Consider the following 22,160-nt stretch of genomic DNA (forward strand, 5'->3'; position numbering starts at 1 on the left):
CCGAGGTGAGTGCCGATCAGAGTGTGACGCCGACCCACCCGGCGAAGCTCCCCATGACGAAGCGCGAGAACCGAGAAGACCGATGAGTAGTACACCGATTCAGCCGCGGACGCTGACCGACCTCGAAGCCAGCGTTATCAGCAAGCTGCTGTCGTCGGGCGCAGCCAGCGCCCCCGACTTGCTGGCGCAGGTGCCGTATTCGCAGGTCGTCGCGACCTGGGGTGTCGGTTCACCTAGCGTCGATTTGACGGTGCGCCCCGGTGCGGTGCAAGCATCCGGTTCATCGGACGGGATTTTCGCCAGCGGAGCGGTCACCGACCACAACGGAGCACCGATCGGCGAGGTCATTTTGTGGGTCGAGAACGGCTGGCTCAGCGGAATCGAGTACGCCTGGTATACGAACGAACGCCCACACGCGCTCCCAGAGCCTGGTCAGATCGAATAACCGGTGGCCGACAATTGGCTTTTGCCATGATTATCTGGCCGAGGTCGGGGGACTTTCAGCGGTTCCGATGACAACAGACTCGATCTGGGCAGTGACGGTGACCGGCAGCGAGTGACCGGAGGTCGCTTGGAGGTACTACCCCTCCCCACACGTGAATTGCATAACCAGCACCAGCTTTTCGCCGCGGGATACTTCGTCGCGCTGAGTGTCCGAGAGCTTGTCGACTGTGCGTAGGGCGTCTCCGCCGACCACACTTACGACGCTGATGTGACAGCCGTCAGCGTAGTCACCGTAGACAAACCAGTATCCGCCAGCCGGGACGCGCCTGCCCATGTCCTCGAACGCCGCTCCCGGGGAGACTATGCGGTCCTGTGGCCGGTCGACCACGGGACCGATGAAGACCTTCGAAACGAGCAAGCCGCCGAGATTCTCCTTTTCGGTGGAGACGGTTTCGTATCCGGTCACTTCGGTCACGGCAGCATGCCGCACCTCTGGGGGAGGGTCCAGCTTCGCGCGGATCTTGGCCAAGATGATCAGGCCGATGAGGACCACCGGCAGGAGTGCGACGGCGACAAGGATACCGGTTACGGTGTACCGCCCAACCTTACGCATCCAGTGGGCTATCGACATGTGTAGACTCCGTCGATCAAATTCGGAAGCTTTCGCGTACGACCCTCCCTTCGTTCATCTGGAGATAGTTCTTGACCTGCGGGCCGAGTTCTGCTGACCGGAGGCTGGAGGTGTGTCTCCATTGTCCCCTCCGAATTGTATCCGGCGGCCATGAGCGAGGGGCTTGCTCTGTGGTGGTCAGCCATGGTCGCCGCCCCGATGCCTTTCATTGCCTTCGAGCTGTGGCGCAGCGAGGTCGGGCAGTCTGCGGGTTCGAGCGGCAATCTCGGCCGCAAGGTCTGCATAGGCAATCATCAACTCCGCCAACCGCTTCCATGCGTAATGCCGTTCCACATCGGGAGTGTCGGTGTCGAGTGCCGCGTAGGCGTTCACGGAGAACTGAACGAGCCGATCCACGACCATCCCCACCGTTTCCGAATGCATGGTCGCCGCGCCGTACGGCGGCGGCATCGTGGTCGCGACCCAGCGATCTATGTCGTGGACCAATCTTGCTCGCGTGCAATCGATGTCAGCGATGCGGGCTGGACCGGCGGAACGTCGAGAGTGATGCAAGCGGGCCAGTTTGTCCGCGGCCACCAGTACGGGGTGCGGTATTGGCACCCTCCCGGCACAGGCTTCCAACAACATGTCCTTCGACGGCAGCGGCAGCGTCATCGTGCGCCTCACCGTGGATCGCTGGTGCGCCCGAGGCCGAGCCGACGCCACACCCGCTGGGCTTCCGCTGGCGCCCAGCGGCATTCGGCTGCTGCCATGCCCGCCAGTTCCGCAGCAGTCAGCCCGACCTCCCGTGCGAACCCCTGGATCGTCCCGAGTTCCTCGGCAGCGCGCAGTGCGGCAACCGCCTGGTTGGTGGTGAGTGTCCTCCCCGGTAGGAAGCTCACGACCCAGCAACCCTGCCCGACCGACCTTGCACTGTGCGTCGTGCGGTCGCTGGACATGAATAAACCTCTGATCACCTGCACTGTCATGACCCCCACCTGTCTCGGTCAACGGAACTTTCTGGTTCCCGAATGTTTGATGCATATATTTAAGCTTAAAGTTACGCATCGCGTTGGGCTATCGGCAGATGTTGATGGGGTAGCTTCAACCAACCTTGTCTACGACGGTGAAAGGGCAACATGCGCGACGACCGTTCAGATCCGTCTGCGTTGCGCTTCCTGGTCGGTCATGATCTCCGGGCAGCGCGAGAGCGCGCGAGGATCAAGCAAGCGGACGCGGCCAAGCACATAGGCTGCACGCCAGCGAAGCTCAGCTACATGGAGGCCGGTAAGACCGCCCAGCATCCCGAGGAAGTAGCCAAGCTGCTGCGGTATTACCATGTCGACATCGAGCATGTGGAACGTGTCGTCTCCCTTGCGGGGCGCGCGGATCACGGAACGTGGTGGGCACCGTTCGGGGAGGTTCTGCCCGACTGGTTCAAGACGTTCGTCGGGCTGGAAGGTTTGGCGGACAGCCAGTTCGAGTACGCGGACAAGGTGATGCCGGGGCAGTTGCAGACCCGCGATTACGCAACCGCACTGCTTGCGGACAGTCTGCACATACCTCCGATGGACGCAGCCCAGGCTGTTCGGGCGCGGATGGCGCGCCAACGCTTGGTCGGCGTAGACGAGCCGCTCCGACTCCAGGCTGTTGTCGAGGAAGTCGTCCTCGACAGACCTGTCGGCGGCCCGGCAGTAATGCGCGGACAGCTGGAATATCTCCTGGAACTGATGGAACTGGGCAACATCGAACTCCAGGTGATTTCGACACAGGTTGCGGTGCACGAGGGATTGACGGGGTCGTTTATCTTGTTGAACTTCTCCGAGGCGCGCAGCATCGCCTACATCGAGTACCACACAGGCGCGCTCTACCTGCAGGAACAGGGGCAAGTAGACTTGTACGCGCTTGCCGCTGAGCGACTACGGAGTAAGGCGATGACTCCATCCGAGAGCGCCGATGCTGTTTCGAGTCGCATCTCGAAGTACAAGAAGATGGAGCGAAGATGACCACCATACTCCGCCACGGCTGGCGGAAGAGTTCCTACAGCAACAACGGCGGCGCCTCGTGCGTCGAGATCAATTTCGCTGGCGAGACGATACTTCTGCGTGACAGCAAGTACCTGCGCGACCCGTCGAACGATCCGGCCGCGCAGCCGATCATCGCGATCGAGGTCCACTCATGGCCGGTATTTCTTGCTGCCGCAGCAGGGTCGGGCTCTGACTCGGCGGGGGGCATTCCGTCCATCGAGAGAACCCAGGACGGCGGTGCGGTCGTTCGAGCGGCGGACGGCGCGACCCTCGTATACACGTCGGCGGAATGGGATGCCTTCGTGGCTGGAATCCGCGCCGGCGAATTCTGCCTTATCGCTGCCTGAGCAGAGTCTTTGCGATCTGCGGTTGATCCTCAGCCGTGGACGGACTTCTTCCGAAGCATCCGCGCTACGCGGCTGGGTAGGAGATGTCTCAGCCGGTCACAGGAGGTAATGCGGCGGCAGCATGCATCGACGGTTCGTGGCCGAGTTGCTAGGGTAGGGCGAACTTTGTCTCAGCGATTGGGGGGTTGCGCGTGCGTGCATTGGTGGTGGCAGCCGGGCTGTGCACGGTGCTGGCGGTAGCCGGGTGTGGGAAGAGCGTGTCGGGGCAGCCAAGCACCTCAACAAGCCTCACCAAGGCCGATCTCTATGATCCGTGCACGTTGCCCGACGATGTGATCACCGCCGCAGGCGCCAATCCGGCAACCAAGGATGACAATCCTTTCCTGGTGGCGCGTGATGGATGGAAGGGGTGCGTATGGGATGCCGCTTGGTATTCCCTCGACGTATACTCGACGACACATTCGATTGCTGAATTCAAGTCTAATGATATATTCCACGACTTTCGCGATGTTAGAATTGGCGTGCGAGCCGCCTCAACTCTAAATCAGAATACCAATAATGCGCCTCCTGATAACTGTGGCGTTTTATTCGGAACGTCTCGCGGAACAATTCAGATCATGATACGCCGAAACCTTTCTGAGAAGAACCGGGCAGATGATCTTTGCGCTATTGCTGTTCAGTCTGCCGACGTTCTGGATGGGTCGATTCCAAACTGAGTGAATCGGCCGGATTATTGGGAGGGTTGAATGACCGAACAACCGGATCTGAAGCAAGAGTTTCGGTTTCTGGCAGGCGAGGCATCGGCAGGTCGACTGTTGATTGAAGACGACGTAGCTGAGCGGTTGGCGAAAATTTGTGATGACTATGTCAATAGTTTAAATAGTCTTTCGAAGAGTGCCGACCGTGTTGTTGCCGTGGACTCGTTTGGGATTCTTGCCTCTGCAAAGACACTGGCCAAGAAGTTCCAAGATCTTGCTGTCGGAGGAGTTGGTTCCGGCTCTTATCAAGACTCAGTGCGGCAGCATATCGATGTAGTTCGGCAGATGGCCGACATGTTCCGCAAGGCGGGTGAGGCGTACAAGGCCGTTGATCGCGGCACTCAACAGGCCATCGCCAAAGCCGGCGATCAGGTTTGATCAGAGGGGGGAATTGTGGGTATCACCGAATTTTTGGGAAATCTGGGTCGTCACTCTGGCGTGAGTCCTCAATTCCTCGGGTATGTCGGTGAGCGGGTCGGTGCGCTGTTCGAGCAGAACATTGCTGCGCCGAACCAGGCGCAGCAGGATGCGCAGACCGCGGGGAACGACGCGCGGACGAAGCTGTATGCGCAGAATGCTGGTCTGACACAGAATTTCCACGGTGATTACCTGCCCCCGGTTGTTCCGGCTGTTCTGGAGCAGTTCGTGTCCATGCCGCATGCCAAGATCATGGAATTCGTCAATTCCGTGAAGCTCGGGGATATGTGGAACAGTGTTGTCGGCTGGCAGCAGTTGGCCGGGAAGACCCTCCAGAAGGCGCAGCAGTTCCAGACGGACATCAATAACACGATTGGGCAGGGCTGGCAGGGGGCGGCCGCAAACCGGGCGCTGGCGAGCGTGCAGCGGTATGTGAACGATGTGCACAATCTGGAGCAAGCCGCCAATATCGTGGCGAACAAGATGGAAGAGGCCTACACCGGATTCGACCAGGTGTATCACCAGGTGCCGCAGGAAACCGACAGGCGTTCGAGCTCGCTCGCCGGAGTCTTGGTGTCCGGGGTCGCATCGGTGATACCTGGGTTGGGCCCAGCCGCAGCCGTGGGGCAGGTGATGGCAGACCAGGGGCGCGCACAGAAGGCGCAGGACCGTGCGAACGAGGTGATGCGGACGGTGTATGCGCCGGTGGCGTTGCAGGCGGATACGAACGTGCCGAAGATTCCCGGCCCGATTCAGCCATCCGATCCCTCGTCGCCGGGTTCGCCGCTAACACCGTCCGGCACTACGGATTCGCCCAAACCGAGCGGCATGAACCCGTCAACGAGCAATCTGCCCGATCAGACCAAGACGAACGAGCCGAGTCCCGATCCCTCGCCCAGCCAAGATCCGGCGCAGACGAGCCCGTCCAGCCTCCAGCCGCCGGAGAACCCGCTCGGCGACAATCCAACCGGCCGGGACCCGAATGCGACGTCACCTGCGCCGTCGTCGCCCGGGACGACCCCGGCCGGCTACCACCCCAGCCCGGGTTCGCCTGGTCCAGGTTCGCCCGGAAGTCCGGGTTCGCCTGGAAGTCCGGGTTCGCCGCCCGGTGGACCCGGACGCAGCATTCCCGGTCAGCAACCCGCTGGCGCCCCCACCGCGAATTCCGCCGGTGTCGGCATTGGGCGGCCAGGTATGGCCGGTATGCCCGGCGGCATGATGCCGCCCGGCCGGGGCAAGGGCAATGACGAGGAGAAAGAGCACAAGTCGGCCGACTACCTGCGCGGGGTGCACGAAGAGCTACTCGGGCCCGAGGCCCGCTCGGTACCCCCGGTGATCGGCGCCGTCGACCAGTGATGACAGCCAATTCCTGGCGGTTGCCGCCGATCGAGTTTCACCTCGCGTGGGAGGCGATGGGCCGCGACCGGATGCCGTTCCCGCTGACTTTCCGCACCGAAGCGGAGACCCAACTGGATTTCGAACGCGAATGCCGCAGTGCCGCACAATCTTTAGTCGACAAGATCGGTGACGACGACAGCCTGTATCGGGCGTTGCAGGCGCTGGCACAGCCGCGGGTGCGCATCGAGATGCTCGGCTACCGGCGCGACGGGCGCGATCGGATGGTCCGCGTGAGCGCAGGCATCGATGACGGTGTCGGCACGGTCGCCGCCCAGCATCCCGGCCCCGATATCGAATCCGGCGGCGACATCCAGATCTACCTGCACTCACCGAGCGCCGTCGTGAAACGGATCGCGACCATCCTTCCGGACGTACCCGCGGGCTCGGTGCCCGGAATCGACCTCCACCGCCAAGACCTCGCACCAGAAGAGCGCGCCTGGACCGCATCCCGCACCCTTACCCCGCGCGAGGAGGCGGCCCGCTTCTTCAACCGCCCCTACCGCACCTACGTCGAAATCAGAATCGACACCGGCCCGGCCCTGGACGGCTGGCAAGACGGCGGCCGCTATCTCCAGATGGTCGATTTCGTGGACGCAGGCCGCTACCTGATCCAGGTATCCGAACGTCTCGTGGCGACCCCGGTCACGAAAGACCGTCTGGAAGCCGAAATCCAGCGGCGCATCGATCATGCGATGACCGGGGCCCGCGAAACAGCCTGGTCGTAGCTGAACGGCCCAGGGCTTGGGACCAGGCCTGTCGTCGTGCAGTTTGCCGAGCGTGCCAGTACGACAAGCTGGATGTTTCGCGGGTCAAACTCGGTGGCGGCACCCCCAGCCTATTTTCATGCTCCTTGCGGGAGCAGCGGTATGAGTTCTTCGGCCAGCGCGGTCAGGGTTGTGCATACATCGAGTACGACATTGATGGTCAGGTAGAGCGCCAGTACTCCGCCCGTCATTTCGGCATACAGCACACAGCGCACGTGCTCCAGCGGACGATTCTGGATTTTTGCGGCACGCCCGGCTATGCGGGTCGGCTGAAGTGTATGGTCCTCGAACTGACCGACCTCGCGGAGGGGGGCGTTGCTGAGCGCGATGGAGAAGTCGTACTCCGGGCCAGCGTATGAGCATCCCAACGATAGGTAGCCTTCAATTAGGTTGTTGATTCCCTTTGGCTCCTTTTTGAGAAGGTGCTCGTCAAGGAATTTTTGCGGCATTTGGCGGCAGGGATTGAATATGTTGTCGAACATGTAGTCGGTTGAAGTGTCGATGGGTTCTGGTTCGTCTTGTGTGCAGCCGCTCAGTGCCGCGGAGATCAGTGCAGCAATGATCGCGATCTGCGCCGCCCTGACCATTTCTCAAACTCCTTGTGGGAGTAGCGGTATGAGCTCCTCGGCCAGTGCGGTCAGCGTTGAGCATGGATCGAGTGCGACATTGCGGGCCACAGAGAGTGACAGTATTCCGCCTGTCATTTCGACTCGCAGCACGCAGAATCGTTGTTCCAGTGGCAGTGATTGGATCTTGGCGGTCCGTCCCGCAACGCGGGTTGGCTGGAATGTGTGGCGGTCGAATCGGGGGATATCGCTCAGCGGGGCGTTACTGACCTCGACGACGAAATCGTATTCCCGGCTATGGTAGGAGCATCCTAGGGAGACGTAGTGGTCGATTAGATTGTTGAGGCCCTGCGGCTTCTTTTCGAGAAGGTGTTTTTCGAGGAACTGTTGCGGCATTTGCCGGCAGGGGTTGAATATGTTGTCGAACATGTATGAGGTGGATGTGGTGTCGACGGGTTCGGGTTCGTCGCGTGTGCAGCCGCCCAGTGCCGCGCAGATCAGAGTGCAGATGATTGCTACTTGTGTCGGCTTTCTCATTTCTTTGCCGGTTCCTCCGGGAGCTTCCCTGTCACGTAGTAAGTCATATCTCCCGGTTTGCTTGCCATACCGGAGAGAGTTGTGAAGGAGTGCGCGTCCGCGTAGTTGTCTGTGAATTCCGCGAGGTTACGATCGGTGAGGAATTGCCTCAGCGTTGGTTGCAGCGGGTGGGCCATGAAGGGGGCAACGTCGAGCGGTCTACCGTCCGGGCCGAAGAATTCCGGCGGCAGCTGTCCGTTGGCGTGCAGTGTGTTGAACAACTGCTGGACGATCTGCTGATTCGCTACGGCGGACGCCTGCGATCGGTCCGGATAGGTGGGGTATTCCTTCTCTGGTTCGGGGTTGAACTTCTCCATGGCCGCGTTGTAGCCCTCTTCCTTCGCGACTTCGAGCACTTGGTTGCCGATCACGCTGACCGGTGTCGCGCCGGGAATTTCCAGGCTGTCCAGGGTCAGAGATTTTACGATGTCGCCGACCCTTTGGCGCATCTCGTACGTTTCCTGCTTGGCCTTGAAATCGTCGTCGGAGGCCTTTTCCTGCTGGTAGGTGAGCGCGTTCAACGACGCATTGGTGATACGCCCGTCCAGCGAACCAAGTTCAGACGCGTGGATGCTCAGCCACCTCTGCGGATCACCACCACCTTCGGTGACCGCCCGGTCCAGCATCTCGGCTTCGTAAGCTTGCCTAGCGAATTCCAGATTGAACCTACCGGTCTCGGACTGGCTGCCCAGAAACAGCAACCGGTTGGCTTCCGTCTCGCGAAAGGCGACATTCGCCTGATCGCCAGGCATCAGTGGGTCGTCGAAGATCTTGGTTTCCGGCGTCTTCGGGCTCACGTAGGTTTCGATATTGGTGGCCAGGACGTGCGAAAGCCCGTCCGCCAGCTTCGGATTGGTGACGAACGCCTTCGCATTGTCCTCGAAGATCGTGCCGTCTTCGCCCGCCTTCAGCTTCGGTCGCCCGGAATCATCGGTCTCCTCCGGTGCGAAGATGTTCGGCAGTTCGGCCAGCGCACGCTTGGCCAGCAGTCCTTCCGGGTCTGGCTTGTCGGTGCCGTCGGCGATCCATTCGTACAGTCCCGCAGCGGTTTTGCCGTCGTCGTCCCATTCGTGGGAGAAGACGGTCGAGGTGAACTTCTGTGGGTCGAAGTCCTGGGGGTTGTACTGCTTGTCTGTGGCGCCGAAGGACAGGTCGCCGGGGATGTCCTGGCCGGTGTTGGGGTCTTTGCCGGTCAGCAGGGCGTAGCTGGATTCGTTGTTGCGGGTGCTGGTTTCCAGGAACTGTCGACTCGCTGCTTCGACCTTGTCCAGGTCGCCCTCATCGAAGCCGGGTGGGTAGCCGTGCCAATCCTTTTCGCTGGATTCGACGTATTCGGCGAGGCTGGCGCTTTGTCTGCCCAGTTCGATGCCGAGAGTCTGGCCGGGCTCGTAGCCTGGGTTGGCCTGGGTCAGCAGTTCGGCGAATGCGGCCTGCTGAAGCATCTGCTCTTTGACGGGGCGTTGTCCGTCGATGGCCGCGTCGTCACGGTCCTCGTAGCGGCCCGACACGAGTTCGCGCACCCCGGGTGGGAGATCGGCGTAGGAGCCGCGCTTCGGGCCGGAGCCGATCTTCTCGTTCGACACGACCATGAGCGAGTTGGCGAGGTTGTCACGCTTCATCGCGGCGACGGGATCACCGGCCTGTTCCCGCTCGAGCAGTCGCTGGTTCAGCGCGAGGATGCCGTCCTTGCCCGCTTCCTGGTACAGCGCCTTGTAGTAGTCCTGCACACTGGCCGGGACGGTGCTGACCTCCTCGCCCGCGGCCAGGCGGCGCAGTTCGTCCGGGCTCAGCACGTGCTCGGGCATGTTCGAGGCGATTTCGTCGATGGTCGCGGGATCGCCGTTGCGCGCCGCGTCCGCGAGCGCCTTGCCGTCCTGCTTGCCGAATCGGGTTGCCTGGTTGTCGGCGTCGGCGACGTCGAGGCTGGAGCCGAGGAGGTCGCCGCCCGATCTGATCTCGAGTGCTTGGTCACCGATTTGCTTCGCCAAGTTCTCGACAGCGTCGCGGAACGGGGGAAACGCCGCGTTGATCGCGTCTTGATGGATGCGGATCACCTCGGGGTCGACGCCTTCTCTGTCCAGCACCTTCCAGGTGTCGTCGACCACGAGTTGCGTGGCGCGGGCGTCGTTGAGCTTCGCCAGCAGTGTGTCCCGGAACCCGGCTACCGCACTGACTCCTCGCGTGAGGATGTCGATCAGCTCATCGATTTCGTAGCCGAGCTTCTTGCCCTGATCGTGGTCCTGGCCGACCCGGTTGTAGGCGGCCTCGTAAGCGGCGCCCTGCCAGTCGTGCCGAACCTCGTCGAAGTGCCTGCGGGCACCGTCGAGTTGCTCCATCAGAGTGGACCGAGATTCGCTGAGCTTTCCTGTCCATGTGGTCAGTGCGCCAAGATCCCAGCGCTCGACGTCGCCGGGGCTAAGCATGGTGCACATCCATGGCGTGCATCATCTGGGCGAACTGCTGATCGCTGGTCTGCAGGTTTCCGGCCGCGTCCTTGGACTTGGTCGCCACCTCCCGCAACCGCTCGGCGACACGCAAATACGCACCCTCGACGAACTCGGCGGCCAGCTCGATCGCTCGCGGGATATCCGACCCGGGCACAGCGGCGTGCAGCCCCGCCGCCGAGGTTCGTACATCGATGCTGTCGATCGAGTTGCCAGCTCCGAGCAGTTTGTCTGCCATCGCGCGGATCTGGTCCACATCGGCTTGTAACAACTCCGCCCCCTCCTCCATAACAACTGGCCGAGGAGTTTAGCAGGGACAAACGGCCGAATGGCTGTTCGGCAGACTCGATCTGGACAGTGACGGGATCGGCAGCAAGCCACGAATGGGGGAATTTCCTGACATCGATCTCGATCCGGCTCGGTTGCCCGTCGAGTTCGCCAGTGCATCGGTGCCGCGGGCGGCGTGAGGCATAGGCCACGCTCGACGGGGTCGTCGGCGCGGTGCGATCGCCGCCCCGGTTGTGAATGGGATTGCATCATCGTGCATAATCATTTGTAGAACGACGCGGGCCTGCCGCGGCTGGTCCCGAGGCGTCGGGGCCGGGCCGCGCCCACCGCTCGGACACCCGCCATACTGCTGATACACCTATCGAACATCGAGGAGCACACAGACATGTCCGAGCGCGTCGTACTCGCCTACTCCGGTGGGCTGGACACCTCCGTCGCGATCAGCTGGATCGGCAAGGAGACCGGCGCTGAGGTGGTGGCCGTGGCCATCGACCTCGGCCAGGGCGGCGAGGACATGAACGTGGTGCGCCAGCGTGCCCTGGACTGTGGCGCTGTCGAGGCGATCGTGGTCGACGCCCGCGACGAGTTCGCCGACGAGTACTGCCTGCCCACCATCCAGGCCAACGCGCTGTACATGGGCCAGTACCCGCTGGTGTCGGCGATCAGCCGCCCGCTCATCGTCAAGCACCTGGTCGAGGCGGCCAAGTTCCACGGTGCGAGCACGGTCGCGCACGGCTGCACCGGCAAGGGCAATGACCAGGTCCGCTTCGAGGTCGGCATCGGCGCGCTCGCACCCGACCTGAACGTGATCGCCCCGGTCCGTGACTACGCCTGGACGCGCGAGAAGGCCATCGCCTTCGCCGAGGAGAACGCGCTGCCGATCAATGTCACCAAGAAGTCGCCGTTCTCCATCGACCAGAACGTCTGGGGGCGCGCGGTCGAGACCGGCTTCCTCGAGGACCTGTGGAACGCCCCGACCAAGGATGTCTACGACTACACCGCCGACCCGACCGTCAACTTCGAGGCGCCCGATGAGCTGATCATCCGGTTCGAGCGCGGCGTGCCGGTGGCCATCGACGGCCGCCCGGTCAGCGTGCTGGAGGCGATCGTCGAGCTGAACCGCCGCGCGGGCCGACAAGGTGTGGGCCGGCTGGACATGGTCGAAGACCGTCTGGTCGGCATCAAGAGCCGCGAGATCTACGAGGCGCCCGGCGCCATCGCGCTGATCGCCGCGCACCAGGCTCTGGAGAACGTCACCATCGAACGCGAACTAGGCCGCTACAAGCGGCAGGTCGAGCAGCGCTGGGGCGAACTGGCGTATGACGGCCTGTGGTTCTCCCCGCTTAAGCGGGCACTGGATGCCTTCATCGGCGACACCCAGCAGCACGTGTCCGGCGACATCCGGATGGTCCTGCACGGTGGCTCCGCCGTGGTCAACGGCCGTCGCTCGGAGCAGTCGCTCTACGACTTCAACCTGGCCACCTACGACGAGGGCGACACCTTCGACCAGTCGCTGGCCAAGGGATTCGTGCAGATCCACGGCCTGTCGTCCAAAGTCGCCGCCCGCCGCGATCTGAACCAGAAGTAGTCTGCGCGCGCCGGTGCACGGACCCGCACCGGCGCGCTCTGCTGCCCGGCCGCAATCTCGGCGTCGGACATTCGGTGTACGGTCGTACAGACCGCGAGGAAGCCACCCTGAACAGGTACTACGCACTGAGCGGGGCGGCCATGACACTGTTGCGGACGCAGCTGTTCTCGACAAGCGAAAGCAGCAGGCGATTACCCGGCGAGGGGCTCGTCGCCGCGGTCTGGACCCAACATACTGAGATCTCCCAAGGACGGGGGACTCACCGGGTACGCCTAGGGCCCAGCGGCGGCGCACGATCTGGGCGCAGTTCTGTGCCACCTGACTTGTCGGCCTGAAGGTCCGGGGCTGTGGAGTCGACCCAACACAGGACCTGAACGCAAATCCTGAAGTAAGGCTCGAATATCCGAAAGAGGCGGAGGAGCACACATGACGACGCAGAGTGGCGGCACTAATCAGGGTGCCCTCTGGGGCGGGCGCTTTGCCTCCGGACCTGCCGCGGCGATGGCCGCGCTGAGCAAGTCGACGCACTTCGACTGGGCGCTGGCCCCCTACGACATTCGCGCGTCGAAGGCGCACGCGCGGGTTCTGCACAAGGCGGGGCTGCTGTCCGACAGTGACCTGTCCGGCATGCTGGCGGGGCTGGATCAGCTTGCGGCGGACGTGGATTCGGGCGCGTTCGGCCCCGCCGAGTCGGATGAGGACGTGCACGGCGCGCTGGAACGCGGTCTGATCGAGCGGGTCGGCGCCGAACTCGGCGGCCGGCTGCGGGCCGGACGATCGCGCAACGATCAAGTGGCCACGCTGTTCCGGATGTGGTTGCGCGACGGCGTGCGCCGGGTCGCCGCCGGTGTGCTCGCGGTGGTGGACGCGCTAGTGGAGCAGGCCGCCGCGCACCCGGATGCGGTGATGCCGGGTAAGACCCACCTGCAGGCGGCCCAGCCCGTGCTGCTGGCCCACCATCTGCTCGCGCACGCCCATCCGCTGCTGCGCGATCTCGATCGGCTGCGCGATTTCGACAAGCGTGCGGCGGTGTCGCCGTACGGTTCCGGCGCGCTGGCGGGTTCCTCGCTCGGACTCGACCCGGAGGCGATCGCCGCGGAATTGCAGTTCGACGCGGCCGCCGCCAATTCGATCGACGCCACCTCGGCGCGGGACTTCGCGGCCGAGGCCGCGTTCGTGCTGGCTATGATCGGCGTCGATCTGAGCCGGTTGGCCGAAGAGGTGATCATCTGGAGCACACCGGAATTCGGCTACGTCACGCTTGCCGACGCGTGGTCGACCGGATCCTCGATCATGCCGCAGAAGAAGAATCCGGATGTCTCGGAGCTCACCCGCGGCAAGTCCGGCAGGTTGATCGGGAACTTGACCGGACTGCTGGCCACCCTCAAAGCCCAGCCGCTGGCGTACAACCGTGATCTCCAAGAGGACAAGGAGCCGCTGTTCGACTCGGTCGCACAGCTCGAGCTGCTGCTTCCGGCCATCGCCGGCCTGGTGTCGACGCTGACCTTCCACACCGACCGCATGGCCGAACTCGCCCCCGCCGGTTTCACGCTGGCCACCGATATCGCCGAATGGTTGGTTCGCCAGGGTGTTCCGTTCCGTGTTGCCCATGAGGCGGCGGGCGGGTGCGTGCGCGCCGCCGAATCCCGCGGTGTCGGTCTCGATGACCTCACCGACGACGAGTTCGCTGCCATCGACCCGGCGTTGACCGCAAAAGTGCGCGAGGTCCTCACCGTGCAGGGGTCCATCGCGTCCCGCAACGCCCGGGGCGGCACGGCGGGCGTCCAGGTCGCGGCCCAGCTCGAAGAGGTGCGCCAGGCGGCTTCCGCTGCCCTCCGGTGGCTCGGCTGAACTCAGCGACCCGGCACGGTCGCGCGAAAGCGCTGTCGGCAAACAACTTTGCGCGCAGGGGCTCCGGGCTTCGTGTCGGGTCTACCCGACGGCGGTGATGTCGGTGACACGGCGTAGCAGGCTGCTGCGGCGCGGGGCGTTCCGCCTTGTATCCGGGCTCCGGTCCGGGTTCGTCGCTTTGGCTTCGGCCGGAATGATATACCTGCCGAATGCGCACTTCAGGGCGGCAAAGCACAGCTTCCGGCGCCTTCGAAATCGAATCCGCGCATGCTGCGTCGGTGGCTAGGCTGGCGGTATGACCTTGTTGTTGCTTGCACTTGCCATCGTCTCCGAAGTGACCGCGACTGTCTCGCTGAAGTTGTCCGAAGGATTCACCAAGCTCATTCCTTCGATCGTTGTTGTCATCGGTTACGGCGGGGCGTTCTACTTCCTGTCGCAGGCATTGAAACGTGGCATGTCGATCGGGGTGGCCTACGGGATCTGGTCGGCGGCCGGGGTCGCCGCGATCGCCGTGATCGGCGTGCTGTTCCTGGATGAACGGTTGACCCTGCTTCAGGTCGGTGGCATCGCGCTGGTCATCCTCGGCGTGCTGGCGCTGGAATTCGGTGGCGCGCATTGATATTCGCCGGCTTCGCCGATGATCGACCGACTGCTCATCGGTTCGGTGTGCCCGATCGATCCGACGTCCGCGCTGCGATGCTGCGCGACCGCGCCTCATGAGCATGTCCGCCCCCGCCGTGAACCGGCGCGGTCCTTCGGCGCCGGAGCCCGGTCAGGCGGCCGCTGCGGTGGCGAGCCTGCGCAACTCCGCGTCCGGGTCGGCGACGTCGATGACGAGCCGGGTGACCTCGGCGCCGGCCAAGTCGATACGAATGGCGTGGCCGTCGAAGCGGGTGTCCCAGAATTCCTTGCGTCCCTTGCCGCGAAAGGTGCCCGCCGCGATCACGCCGGGGAAGAATGTGCCGGGTGTGCGCACCCAAGGTGGGCGCTGGTCGACACCGGCCATACCGAGCGCAGTGATATCGGATAGATCGAAGGCCAACTGTTCGCGCAGCGCGAGCAGTTGATGCGCACCGCGCACATGAACCGTGACCGTCGATCCCGTGACCTCGATCTCGACCATCGCGCACCTCATTCCACCGAGAACTCGTACATCGTCAGGATGACGAATGGTCCTGGCCAAAGCCTGTGCCGCTGCTATGATTTCCCTCAGTTTCCGGACATGTTATTACAGCGATATGCGCATCTATCAATATTATACGGCGGCGCGTTAGATACGGCTGGCCGCCTCGAACCGGCAATCAGCACACCGGCATTCCCTCGACGGATGCGTGCGCGGCGATATCGAGTACCCCGGCCAGCCACGGCGTGTAGATATCCGGACCATCTGCCACGGCGTCCCGCAGTGCGTCCAGCGGGATCCACGCGTACTCGGCGACCTCGGCGGGGTCCGGCCGGGGTGTACCGCTGACGAGTCGGCCGATCAGAACGTGATCCCATTCGGACTCGACGCGGCCGGTGCACAGGTCCGCGGCGTAATAGCGGTAGATTCCGGCCTCGGTCAGCGCGGCGGTCAACCCCATTTCCTGCGACAGCCGCAACGCCGCCGCCGCGGCGACCGGCTCGCCCGGTGCGGGGTGACCACAGCAGGTGTTGGCCCAGAGCGAGGGGAACCTGGTCTTCACCGCCGCACGCCGCTGCAAAAGCACCCGGCCCGCCGCGTCGAAGAGCAGCACGGAGAACGCGCGGTGCAGAAGCCCCGGAGCCAGATGTGCCTCGGCGACCGAGCAGGCGCCGACCGAGCGCCCCACGTCGTCGACGAGTTCGACGGGCAGGGCCTCTCTGTCGGTGATCGGCTGGTCGGTGATCGGCTGGGAAAGGGCGTCGGTCACCCGCTCACCTTATCGGCGGCGATCAGCAGGTAGTTGCGGCTGCCCTCCCGATCGGCCACGGCGAGGTCAGGTGACGTGTCACAGCGGTCCCATAATGGATACGAGGTGTGGGAAGCTCGTCCGAACATCTCAGGTGTGTGATCAGGGGCACTTTCTAGGGGTAGGGCCAGGAGCCATGGTGAGTTTGAGTGCGAAAGATGTGGTGGGCTCGGTGCAGCGGTTGGTCGCGACCGCGCAGAACGGGCTCGAGGTCATCCGCTTCGGCGGGCTGACCCATGATGTCGAGGCGTCCCCGTTCGAGGTCGTCGAGCGCAAACGCATGTACCGGTTGCGCCGTTACTTCCCCGACGACACCACCCCGGGCCGCCCCGTCGCGGTGTTGATTCCCCCGCTCATGGTGAACGCCGATATCTGGGACGTGAACGCCGAAGGTGGCGCCGTCGGCATCCTGCACAGCGGCGGAGTGGATTGCTGGGTGGTCGATTTCGGCTCGCCCGCGAGCGAGGAGGGCGGCTGGCAGCGTGACCTCGCCGACCACGTACTCGCGATCAGCAGCGCGATCGACACCGTCACCGAAGCCACCGGCAGCGGCGTGCACCTCATGGGCTACTCCCAGGGCGGCATGTTCGCCTACCAGACCGCCGCCTACCGCAACGGCAAGGGCGTCGACAGCATCGTGACCTTCGGCAGCCCGGTCGACATCGTCGCGGGCCTTCCCTTCGGCCTGCCCTACGACATGGTGTCGGGCCTCGCCGACTTCCTGGCCGACCATGTGGTCACCCGGCTGCCGATCACCGACTCCATGGTGCGGATCGGCTTCCAGCTGCTCGATCCGATGAAGACGGCCAAATCCAGGCTGGATTTTCTGCGTCAGCTACACGACCGGGAGGCCCTGCTGCCGAAAGAGCGCCAGCGCCGCTTCCTCCACAGTGAAGGCTGGGTCGGTTACGCGGGCCCGGCCGCGGCGGATCTGCTCAAACAGTTCGTCGCGCACAACCGGCTGATGCTCGGCGGTTTCGTGATTCGTGATCAGCCGATCTCGCTGGCCGAGTTGAAATGCCCCATCCTGGCTTTCGTCGGCGAGGTCGACGACATCGGGCAACCGGCTGCGGTGCGCGGTATCGTGCGCGCCGCGCCGAACGCGGAGGTCTATGAGGCGACGCTGGTCGCGGGACATTTCGGTTTGGTGGCCGGGAGCGCCGCCACCAATCACACCTGGCCGCTGGTGCGGGACTGGGTCCAAGCGACGGACGGAAATCAGCCGTTGCCGCCGGAAATCGTGCCGATGGCCGAGCACGTGCCGAACAATCGCCCTCGGTCGGTGGCGACCCGAGTGGTCCACACTGCCGCGAGCCTGGCGGAGGCAGGCGCCGGCGTGGGGAAGGCGTTGGAAGGCATCGCAAATAACACCGTGCGTGGATCGATCGAGTTGGCCGCAGAGGCGGCGCGGGCGCTGCCGCGGCTGGCCCGTCTCGGCACGATTGCGCCGCACACCAGAATCTCGCTCGGCCGCCTGCTGACCGAGCAGGTACGGCACGCTCCACAGCGGGATCTGTTCCTGTTCGACGACCGGGTCTACACCAACGCGGCGGTCAACGCGCGCATCGACAGCGTTGTGCGCGGCCTCATTTCGGTCGGCGTGCGCCCAGCGACGCGGGTCGGCGTGGTGATGCAGACCCGGCCCAGTGGACTGGCCGCCGTCGCGGCGCTGTCGCGGCTGGGCGCGGTGGCGGTGCTGCTGGCTCCGAGTAGCGCGCTGAGCCGCGCGATCGAGCTGACCGGCGTGGAGACCGTGATCGCCGATCCGGAGAATCTGCGCCAGGCGGCCGCGACCGGCGCCAGGGTGCTGGTGCTCGGCGGCGGTGACGCGCGCGAGCTGGCGGTCCCCGCCGGTGACCGATTGATCGACCTCGAGCAGATCGACCCGGCGCAGGTGCCGCTGCCCGCCTGGTACCGGCCGGATCCCGGCCTGGCCCGGGAGCTGGCGTTCGTGCTCGTCACGGGCACCGGCGAGCGGCTGGAGACGAAATACATCACCAATCATCGCTGGGCGTTGTCGGCCTTCGGCACCGCGACCACAGCCGACCTGAACCGCCGGGATACGGTGTATTGCCTTGCGCCGCTGCATCATTCGTCCGGTCTGCTGGTCAGCCTCGGCGGGGCGGTCGCGGGCGGCAGCCGGATCGCGCTGGCGCGTTCGCTCGACCCGCGGCTTTTCGCCGAGGAAGTACATCGCTACGGCGTCACCGTGGTCACCTACACCTGGACCATGCTGCGCGACATTCTCGACGCGGAGGTCTTCCCGGCCGGCCATCGCCACCCGATCCGGCTGTTCATCGGTTCCGGCATGCCCGCAGGGCTGTGGCGGCGCACCGTCGAGCAGTTCGATCCCGCCCGCGTGCTGGAGTTCTACGCCTCCATCGAAGGCGATGTGGTGCTGGCCAACGTGACCGGTGCGAAGCGCGGCTGCAAAGGCAGACCGGTGCCGGGCACCGCGCGGGTGGAACTCGTGGCCTACGACCCGCTCGCCGAGCGGATACTGCTCGACGGGTCCGGTTTCGCCCGGCGCTGCGCGGACAACGAGGTGGGGTTGCTGATCGGCAAGGCGTCCGAGGGTGTCGACATCTCCGCGGGCGGCCTGCGCGGGGTGTTCGCCGCCGGGGACTCCTGGATGCCGACGGAGAACCTGTTCCGCCGCGACGCCGACGGCGACTACTGGCTGATCGACCGCACGGACACGGTGATCCGGACGCGTCGCGGCCCGGTCTTCGGCCAGCCGATCGTCGACGTGCTCAACGACATCACCGCGGTCGACATGGAGGTCGTCTACGGCCTCGACGCCGGTGACCACTGCCTGGCGGTGGCGGCCGTGCGGGTCCGCGCGGGTTTCCGGCTCGAACCCAGGGACGTCACCGAGGCGGTGCGGGCCTTGGCGCCGGATCAGCGTCCCGACCTGGTGTACCTGGTGGACGACATCCCGCGCAGTCCGTCCTACCGCCCTTCCGCGCACGCGGTGCAGGCGGCGGGGCGACCGCGGCCGGGACCTGGCACCTGGTGGTACAACCGCGCGGCGGACGCCTACGAGATCCTCACCGAGGATCGGGCGCGCACGCTGCTCGGCGGCTGACGACGTGGCGCGCGTCCCACCGAGGCGAGTATTGCCGGTCATGTTGCCGAAGCACCCGATTCACCGGCCAATGGCATAGTGAGTGCCTGTGAGAACGAGCCTCATCTACCGCAACGGGACCGTCTACGAGGTGCTGATGCGCGGGTTGTACGGCAAGCATTACACGGCTCGGTATCGCGCCATCGCGGAACTCGTCCCGGCGGGGGCGAGCGTGCTCGACCTGTGCTGCGGCCCCGCGACGCTCTACACCCGCTATCTGCGCCACAAGTCGGTCGACTACACGGGTCTCGATCTGAACGAACGCTTCGTCGCGCGCGTGATCGAGGCGGGCGGGCGGGCCATGGTGTGGAACCTGCATTCCGGCGAGCCACTGCCCGCCGCCGATTACGTGATCATGCAGGCCAGCCTCTACCACTTTCTCCCCGAGCCGGGTCCGGTGCTCGATCGGATGCTCGCGTCCGCGACCGAGCAGGTGATCGTCGCCGAACCGGTCCGCAATCTGGCCACCAGCGGCAACCCGGTCCTCGCCACCATCGGTAAGCGGTTCACCGACGCGGGCGACGGCGAACAGGCCGACCGCTTCACCGAGCGGACGCTGGACGAGTTCTTCACCGGGTACGGCCCTCGGGTGGTGCGGCGATCCCTGATCGCGGGCGGCAGGGAGAAGCTCTACGTGCTCAGCGCGTGAGACGCAACCGGTTTCGTTGGTGCGGACCGGACGCCGGCCTGATCGCGTCCACGCCTGGCGACCTGCGCGTTTGTCGCGGGACCGGCCCCGGGCTCAGACCGTGAACGCCGTGACCGCGTCGATGACGCGGGCGACCTGCTCGTCGGTCAGGTCCGGCCACAGCGGCAGACGTACGACGGTCGCGGAGAACTCCGCGCTCTGCACGCACGGTCGCGGCGTGCGGCCGAGTTTGAAGCCCGCTGGACTGGAGTCGAGCGGAATGTAGTGGAACGGCGCCGAGATGCCCTGTGCCGCGAGGTGAGCGATGAGCTCGTCGCGGCGGCGTTCGGTCGGCGTGCGCAAGTAGTACAGGTGCGCGGTGTGCTCGCGGTCGGCGGGCACCGACATGAGGCGCACGTCGTTGCGTCGCGCCCAGTCGGTGAGCGCGGCCGCGTAGGTGCCCCACACCCGGTGCCGCCCGGCCTGGATGGTGTCGAATTCGTCCAGTTGCGCGTCCAGCACCGCCGCGTTGAGCTCGCTCGGCAGGTAGCTGGAGCCGATGTCCTGCCAGGAGTACTTGTCCACGGCGCCACGCAGGAATCGCGCGCGGTCGGTGCCCTTCTCCCGGATGATCTCGGCCCTGGCCATCAGGATCTCGTCGGTGAGCAGCAGCGCACCGCCCTCGCCGCAGTGCACGTTCTTGGTGTCGTGGAAGCTGAGCGTGCCCATCGTGCCGATCGTGCCGAGCCGGCGGCCGCGCCAGGTGCCGCCGAGCCCGTGCGCGTTGTCCTCGACGACAGCGAAGCCGTGCGCGTTCGCCAACTCCAGCAGCCCGGCCATGTCGGCGGCGACACCGCCGTAGTGGATGACCACCACCGCCTTGGTCCGCTCGCTGATCAGCGCGGCAACCGAAGCGGGGTCCAGGTTCCCGGTGGCCGGGTCGATATCGGCGAAGACACAGGTGGCGCCGCGCAACGCCATGGCGGTCGCGGTGGAGGTGAACGCGAAACTCGGCACGATCACTTCGTCGTCGGATCCCAGTTCCAGCAGCAGACCCGACATTTCCAGCGCGGAGGTGCAGGAGGTGGTCAGCAGGGCGTGCGGCGCGCCCGTGATGGTTTTCAGCTTCGCGGTGGCCGAAGCCGTGAACTGCCCGTCGCCGTGGCTGTGGTCGGAGGCGAGCACCTGCTCCAGATTCGCGAGTTCCCGGCGCGCCCGAAACGGGCGGCTGAAGATGACGCGGTCAGTGTTCAACCCGGTCGGTCCCCCTGCTGGCGGTGGTCGCGGTCAGTTCCGAAACGTCGGCCGGACGCGGCGTCGGCGTCTCGACCGTGAGATAGAGCGGTTTGCCCACCAGAATGTGCAGGGCGACACCGAGGTACTCGGCGATGAGTCCGAGGGAGAAGAGCACGGCTCCAGAACACAGCAGCAGCACGACGATGGTCGAGGCCCACCCCTCGGGCGCCCAGCCATCGGTGGTCAGCGCCTCGAGCACGACGACGGCGGCCATCACGCCGCCGGCCAGTGCCAGCGTGACACCGAGCAGGCTGACCAGTCGCAGGCCGCGCGTTCCGCTGCACAGCACCATCTTCCAGAACAGTGAGAACAGGCGGCGGTAGTTGTAGCCGGACTCCTCGCGCCCCTCGGCGCGCAGCTGCACCGGCGCCTGCGCGACCGCACCGACCACCCAGGTGAGCGCGACATCGAGATAGACGCCGTTGGAGGCGACCTCGGCGAGCTGCTTGCCGATGTCACCGCGGATCAGCCGGTAGCTTTCGAACCGGGTGGAATCCGGGAACGCGAACAGCGTCGCGAGCACCAGTTTGGCGCCGCGCGAGGTCAGATTGCGCAGCAAGCCGTGCGGCCTGGTGTTGGTCGGTTTGGAATACACCAGATCGGCCCGCTGGGCCAAGGCGGTGTCCAGGAACGTGCCGATGTAGCGCGGATCGTGCTGGCCGTCCTCGTCCATGGTGACGATCCAGTCGCCGCCCGCGGCCGACATCCCGGCGATCGTCGCCGCGTCCTGCCCGAAATTGCGGCTGAGCCAGACGGTGCGCACCTGCGCGTAGGTCTGCTCCAGTTCCTGCAGGACCACATCGGAACGGTCGGGTCCGTGATCGTGCACCAGGATGATCTCGGTGACGGTGAACGCGACGCCGCCGGGAGTCCGGACGGGGTGGGTCAAAGCGTGCAATTCGGCGACCAGCCCGGCGATGGTGTCCTCGCCCCGGTACACCGGCACGACCACCGATACGGTGTGTGGCCGGTCCAGCCCGGGCCGGGCCGCATCACCGTTCGTGGCAGGGGCGCCGGAACGGAGTGCACGGGCAGGGGGAATCGGCATCAGCTGGATCGACTTTCGATGACGGTGCGTGCCGGTACTCGTTGCAGGATTG

The 22,160-nt window shown here is 64.9% G+C and carries 23 protein-coding genes; 12 read left to right on the forward strand and 11 right to left on the reverse strand.

Translation table 11 applies throughout. From position 1 onward, the window contains the following. The first annotated feature begins 82 nt into the window (after positions 1 to 82). Complete coding sequence (locus tag ACT86A_RS18870) at positions 83 to 445, forward strand: hypothetical protein (protein WP_445093467.1); 363 nt, start codon at positions 83 to 85, stop codon at positions 443 to 445. Positions 446 to 580: 135 nt separating this feature from the next. Here the strand turns inward: ACT86A_RS18870 and ACT86A_RS18875 are convergent, their stop codons facing one another. The 3 genes from ACT86A_RS18875 to ACT86A_RS18885 all read right to left on the reverse strand — a co-directional run bounded on the left by ACT86A_RS18875 (position 581) and on the right by ACT86A_RS18885 (position 1,956). Beyond that, entirely contained in the window at positions 581 to 1,075 is a 495-nt protein-coding gene (locus ACT86A_RS18875) for a hypothetical protein (protein WP_445093468.1), read from the reverse strand. Positions 1,076 to 1,252: 177 nt separating this feature from the next. Further along, entirely contained in the window at positions 1,253 to 1,729 is a 477-nt protein-coding gene (locus tag ACT86A_RS18880) for a DUF4254 domain-containing protein (RefSeq protein ID WP_445093469.1), read from the reverse strand. Between the two features lie 8 nt (positions 1,730 to 1,737). Further along, positions 1,738 to 1,956 carry a hypothetical protein gene (locus ACT86A_RS18885; protein WP_445093470.1) on the reverse strand — a complete coding sequence of 73 codons (219 nt, stop codon included), beginning with the start codon at positions 1,954 to 1,956 and terminating at the stop codon, positions 1,738 to 1,740. Positions 1,957 to 2,193: 237 nt separating this feature from the next. On the opposite strand from ACT86A_RS18885, the gene ACT86A_RS18890 reads away from it, so the two are divergent. The 6 genes from ACT86A_RS18890 (at position 2,194) to ACT86A_RS18915 (ending at position 6,726) form a co-directional block, all read left to right on the forward strand. Continuing rightward, the gene (locus tag ACT86A_RS18890) at positions 2,194 to 3,060 is read left to right on the forward strand and encodes a helix-turn-helix domain-containing protein (protein ID WP_445093471.1); all 867 of its coding nucleotides are present in this window, start codon (positions 2,194 to 2,196) and stop codon (positions 3,058 to 3,060) included. Continuing rightward, the gene (locus ACT86A_RS18895; RefSeq protein WP_445093472.1) at positions 3,057 to 3,428 is read left to right on the forward strand and encodes a DUF397 domain-containing protein; all 372 of its coding nucleotides are present in this window, start codon (positions 3,057 to 3,059) and stop codon (positions 3,426 to 3,428) included. The genes ACT86A_RS18890 and ACT86A_RS18895 overlap by 4 nt, the downstream gene beginning before the upstream one ends. A 191-nt stretch (positions 3,429 to 3,619) precedes the next feature. Continuing rightward, entirely contained in the window at positions 3,620 to 4,144 is a 525-nt protein-coding gene (locus tag ACT86A_RS18900) for a DUF3558 domain-containing protein (RefSeq protein WP_445093473.1), read from the forward strand. 30 nt (positions 4,145 to 4,174) lie between these two features. Continuing rightward, positions 4,175 to 4,564, forward strand: a complete 390-nt coding sequence (locus ACT86A_RS18905) for a hypothetical protein (RefSeq protein WP_445093474.1) — start codon at positions 4,175 to 4,177, stop codon at positions 4,562 to 4,564. A 60-nt stretch (positions 4,565 to 4,624) separates the two neighbouring features. Beyond that, entirely contained in the window at positions 4,625 to 5,959 is a 1,335-nt protein-coding gene (locus tag ACT86A_RS18910; RefSeq protein WP_445093475.1) for a PPE domain-containing protein, read from the forward strand. Then, complete coding sequence (locus tag ACT86A_RS18915) at positions 5,959 to 6,726, forward strand: ESX secretion-associated protein EspG (RefSeq protein ID WP_445093476.1); 768 nt, start codon at positions 5,959 to 5,961, stop codon at positions 6,724 to 6,726. Before ACT86A_RS18910 ends, ACT86A_RS18915 begins: the two co-directional genes overlap by 1 nt. A gap of 116 nt (positions 6,727 to 6,842) precedes the next feature. Here ACT86A_RS18915 and ACT86A_RS18920 read toward each other — a convergent pair whose 3' ends face one another. The 4 genes from ACT86A_RS18920 to ACT86A_RS18935 are packed head-to-tail and all read right to left on the reverse strand — an operon-like array spanning position 6,843 to position 10,622. Then, a complete protein-coding gene (locus ACT86A_RS18920) occupies positions 6,843 to 7,352 on the reverse strand; it encodes a hypothetical protein (RefSeq protein ID WP_445093477.1) in 510 nt (169 codons plus the stop codon). A 3-nt stretch (positions 7,353 to 7,355) separates the two neighbouring features. Continuing rightward, positions 7,356 to 7,868: a DUF3558 family protein gene (locus tag ACT86A_RS18925; RefSeq protein WP_445093478.1), complete on the reverse strand. Its 513-nt coding sequence runs from the start codon at positions 7,866 to 7,868 to the stop codon at positions 7,356 to 7,358. Further along, the gene (locus ACT86A_RS18930) at positions 7,865 to 10,330 is read right to left on the reverse strand and encodes a TPR repeat domain-containing protein (RefSeq protein WP_445093479.1); all 2,466 of its coding nucleotides are present in this window, start codon (positions 10,328 to 10,330) and stop codon (positions 7,865 to 7,867) included. The genes ACT86A_RS18925 and ACT86A_RS18930 overlap by 4 nt, the downstream gene beginning before the upstream one ends. After that, positions 10,323 to 10,622: a hypothetical protein gene (locus ACT86A_RS18935; RefSeq protein ID WP_445093480.1), complete on the reverse strand. Its 300-nt coding sequence runs from the start codon at positions 10,620 to 10,622 to the stop codon at positions 10,323 to 10,325. The genes ACT86A_RS18930 and ACT86A_RS18935 overlap by 8 nt, the downstream gene beginning before the upstream one ends. 402 nt (positions 10,623 to 11,024) lie before the next feature. Here ACT86A_RS18935 and ACT86A_RS18940 point away from each other — a divergent pair, with 402 nt between their 5' ends. The 3 genes from ACT86A_RS18940 to ACT86A_RS18950 all read left to right on the forward strand — a co-directional run bounded on the left by ACT86A_RS18940 (position 11,025) and on the right by ACT86A_RS18950 (position 14,697). Next, complete coding sequence (locus ACT86A_RS18940; protein ID WP_445093481.1) at positions 11,025 to 12,227, forward strand: argininosuccinate synthase; 1,203 nt, start codon at positions 11,025 to 11,027, stop codon at positions 12,225 to 12,227. A gap of 426 nt (positions 12,228 to 12,653) precedes the next feature. Continuing rightward, complete coding sequence (argH, locus tag ACT86A_RS18945) at positions 12,654 to 14,078, forward strand: argininosuccinate lyase (protein ID WP_445093482.1); 1,425 nt, start codon at positions 12,654 to 12,656, stop codon at positions 14,076 to 14,078. Positions 14,079 to 14,373: 295 nt separating this feature from the next. Then, positions 14,374 to 14,697, forward strand: a complete 324-nt coding sequence (locus ACT86A_RS18950; RefSeq protein ID WP_445093483.1) for a DMT family transporter — start codon at positions 14,374 to 14,376, stop codon at positions 14,695 to 14,697. Positions 14,698 to 14,850: 153 nt separating this feature from the next. Here ACT86A_RS18950 and ACT86A_RS18955 read toward each other — a convergent pair whose 3' ends face one another. Then, positions 14,851 to 15,201 carry a hypothetical protein gene (locus ACT86A_RS18955; protein ID WP_445093484.1) on the reverse strand — a complete coding sequence of 117 codons (351 nt, stop codon included), beginning with the start codon at positions 15,199 to 15,201 and terminating at the stop codon, positions 14,851 to 14,853. Between the two features lie 178 nt (positions 15,202 to 15,379). Then, positions 15,380 to 15,970 (reverse strand): isopentenyl-diphosphate Delta-isomerase, encoded by a 591-nt coding sequence (gene idi / locus ACT86A_RS18960; protein WP_445093485.1) that lies wholly within the window; start codon positions 15,968 to 15,970, stop codon positions 15,380 to 15,382. Positions 15,971 to 16,145: 175 nt separating this feature from the next. Between idi and ACT86A_RS18965 the strand changes: the two genes are divergently transcribed. Further along, positions 16,146 to 19,097, forward strand: coding sequence for an AMP-binding protein (locus ACT86A_RS18965; RefSeq protein ID WP_445093486.1), 2,952 nt, complete (start codon positions 16,146 to 16,148; stop codon positions 19,095 to 19,097). Between the two features lie 88 nt (positions 19,098 to 19,185). Next, a complete protein-coding gene (locus ACT86A_RS18970; RefSeq protein ID WP_445093487.1) occupies positions 19,186 to 19,785 on the forward strand; it encodes a methionine biosynthesis protein MetW in 600 nt (199 codons plus the stop codon). Positions 19,786 to 19,878: 93 nt separating this feature from the next. Here ACT86A_RS18970 and rffA read toward each other — a convergent pair whose 3' ends face one another. Beyond that, positions 19,879 to 21,018, reverse strand: coding sequence for a dTDP-4-amino-4,6-dideoxygalactose transaminase (rffA, locus tag ACT86A_RS18975; protein WP_445093488.1), 1,140 nt, complete (start codon positions 21,016 to 21,018; stop codon positions 19,879 to 19,881). Further along, positions 21,008 to 22,108, reverse strand: coding sequence for a glycosyltransferase (locus ACT86A_RS18980; protein ID WP_445093489.1), 1,101 nt, complete (start codon positions 22,106 to 22,108; stop codon positions 21,008 to 21,010). The genes rffA and ACT86A_RS18980 overlap by 11 nt, the downstream gene beginning before the upstream one ends. Positions 22,109 to 22,160: the final 52 nt, after the last annotated feature.

Source organism: Nocardia glycosmidis (assembly GCF_052545115.1).

Excerpts from the sequence above, each read along its gene's own strand:
- ACT86A_RS18940 (WP_445093481.1), top strand. The coding sequence starts at position 11,025 with ATGTCCGAGCGCGTCGTACTCGCCTACTCCGGTGGGCTGGACACCTCC.
- ACT86A_RS18870 (WP_445093467.1), top strand. The coding sequence starts at position 83 with ATGAGTAGTACACCGATTCAGCCGCGGACGCTGACCGACCTCGAAGCC.
- ACT86A_RS18925 (WP_445093478.1), bottom strand. The coding sequence starts at position 7,868 with ATGAGAAAGCCGACACAAGTAGCAATCATCTGCACTCTGATCTGCGCG.
- ACT86A_RS18905 (WP_445093474.1), top strand. The coding sequence starts at position 4,175 with ATGACCGAACAACCGGATCTGAAGCAAGAGTTTCGGTTTCTGGCAGGC.
- ACT86A_RS18965 (WP_445093486.1), top strand. The coding sequence starts at position 16,146 with ATGGTGAGTTTGAGTGCGAAAGATGTGGTGGGCTCGGTGCAGCGGTTG.
- ACT86A_RS18950 (WP_445093483.1), top strand. The coding sequence starts at position 14,374 with ATGACCTTGTTGTTGCTTGCACTTGCCATCGTCTCCGAAGTGACCGCG.
- ACT86A_RS18915 (WP_445093476.1), top strand. The coding sequence starts at position 5,959 with ATGACAGCCAATTCCTGGCGGTTGCCGCCGATCGAGTTTCACCTCGCG.
- ACT86A_RS18895 (WP_445093472.1), top strand. The coding sequence starts at position 3,057 with ATGACCACCATACTCCGCCACGGCTGGCGGAAGAGTTCCTACAGCAAC.
- argH (WP_445093482.1), top strand. The coding sequence starts at position 12,654 with ATGACGACGCAGAGTGGCGGCACTAATCAGGGTGCCCTCTGGGGCGGG.
- ACT86A_RS18875 (WP_445093468.1), bottom strand. The coding sequence starts at position 1,075 with ATGTCGATAGCCCACTGGATGCGTAAGGTTGGGCGGTACACCGTAACC.
- ACT86A_RS18890 (WP_445093471.1), top strand. The coding sequence starts at position 2,194 with ATGCGCGACGACCGTTCAGATCCGTCTGCGTTGCGCTTCCTGGTCGGT.
- ACT86A_RS18920 (WP_445093477.1), bottom strand. The coding sequence starts at position 7,352 with ATGGTCAGGGCGGCGCAGATCGCGATCATTGCTGCACTGATCTCCGCG.
- ACT86A_RS18980 (WP_445093489.1), bottom strand. The coding sequence starts at position 22,108 with ATGCCGATTCCCCCTGCCCGTGCACTCCGTTCCGGCGCCCCTGCCACG.
- ACT86A_RS18955 (WP_445093484.1), bottom strand. The coding sequence starts at position 15,201 with ATGGTCGAGATCGAGGTCACGGGATCGACGGTCACGGTTCATGTGCGC.
- ACT86A_RS18880 (WP_445093469.1), bottom strand. The coding sequence starts at position 1,729 with ATGACGCTGCCGCTGCCGTCGAAGGACATGTTGTTGGAAGCCTGTGCC.
- ACT86A_RS18930 (WP_445093479.1), bottom strand. The coding sequence starts at position 10,330 with ATGCTTAGCCCCGGCGACGTCGAGCGCTGGGATCTTGGCGCACTGACC.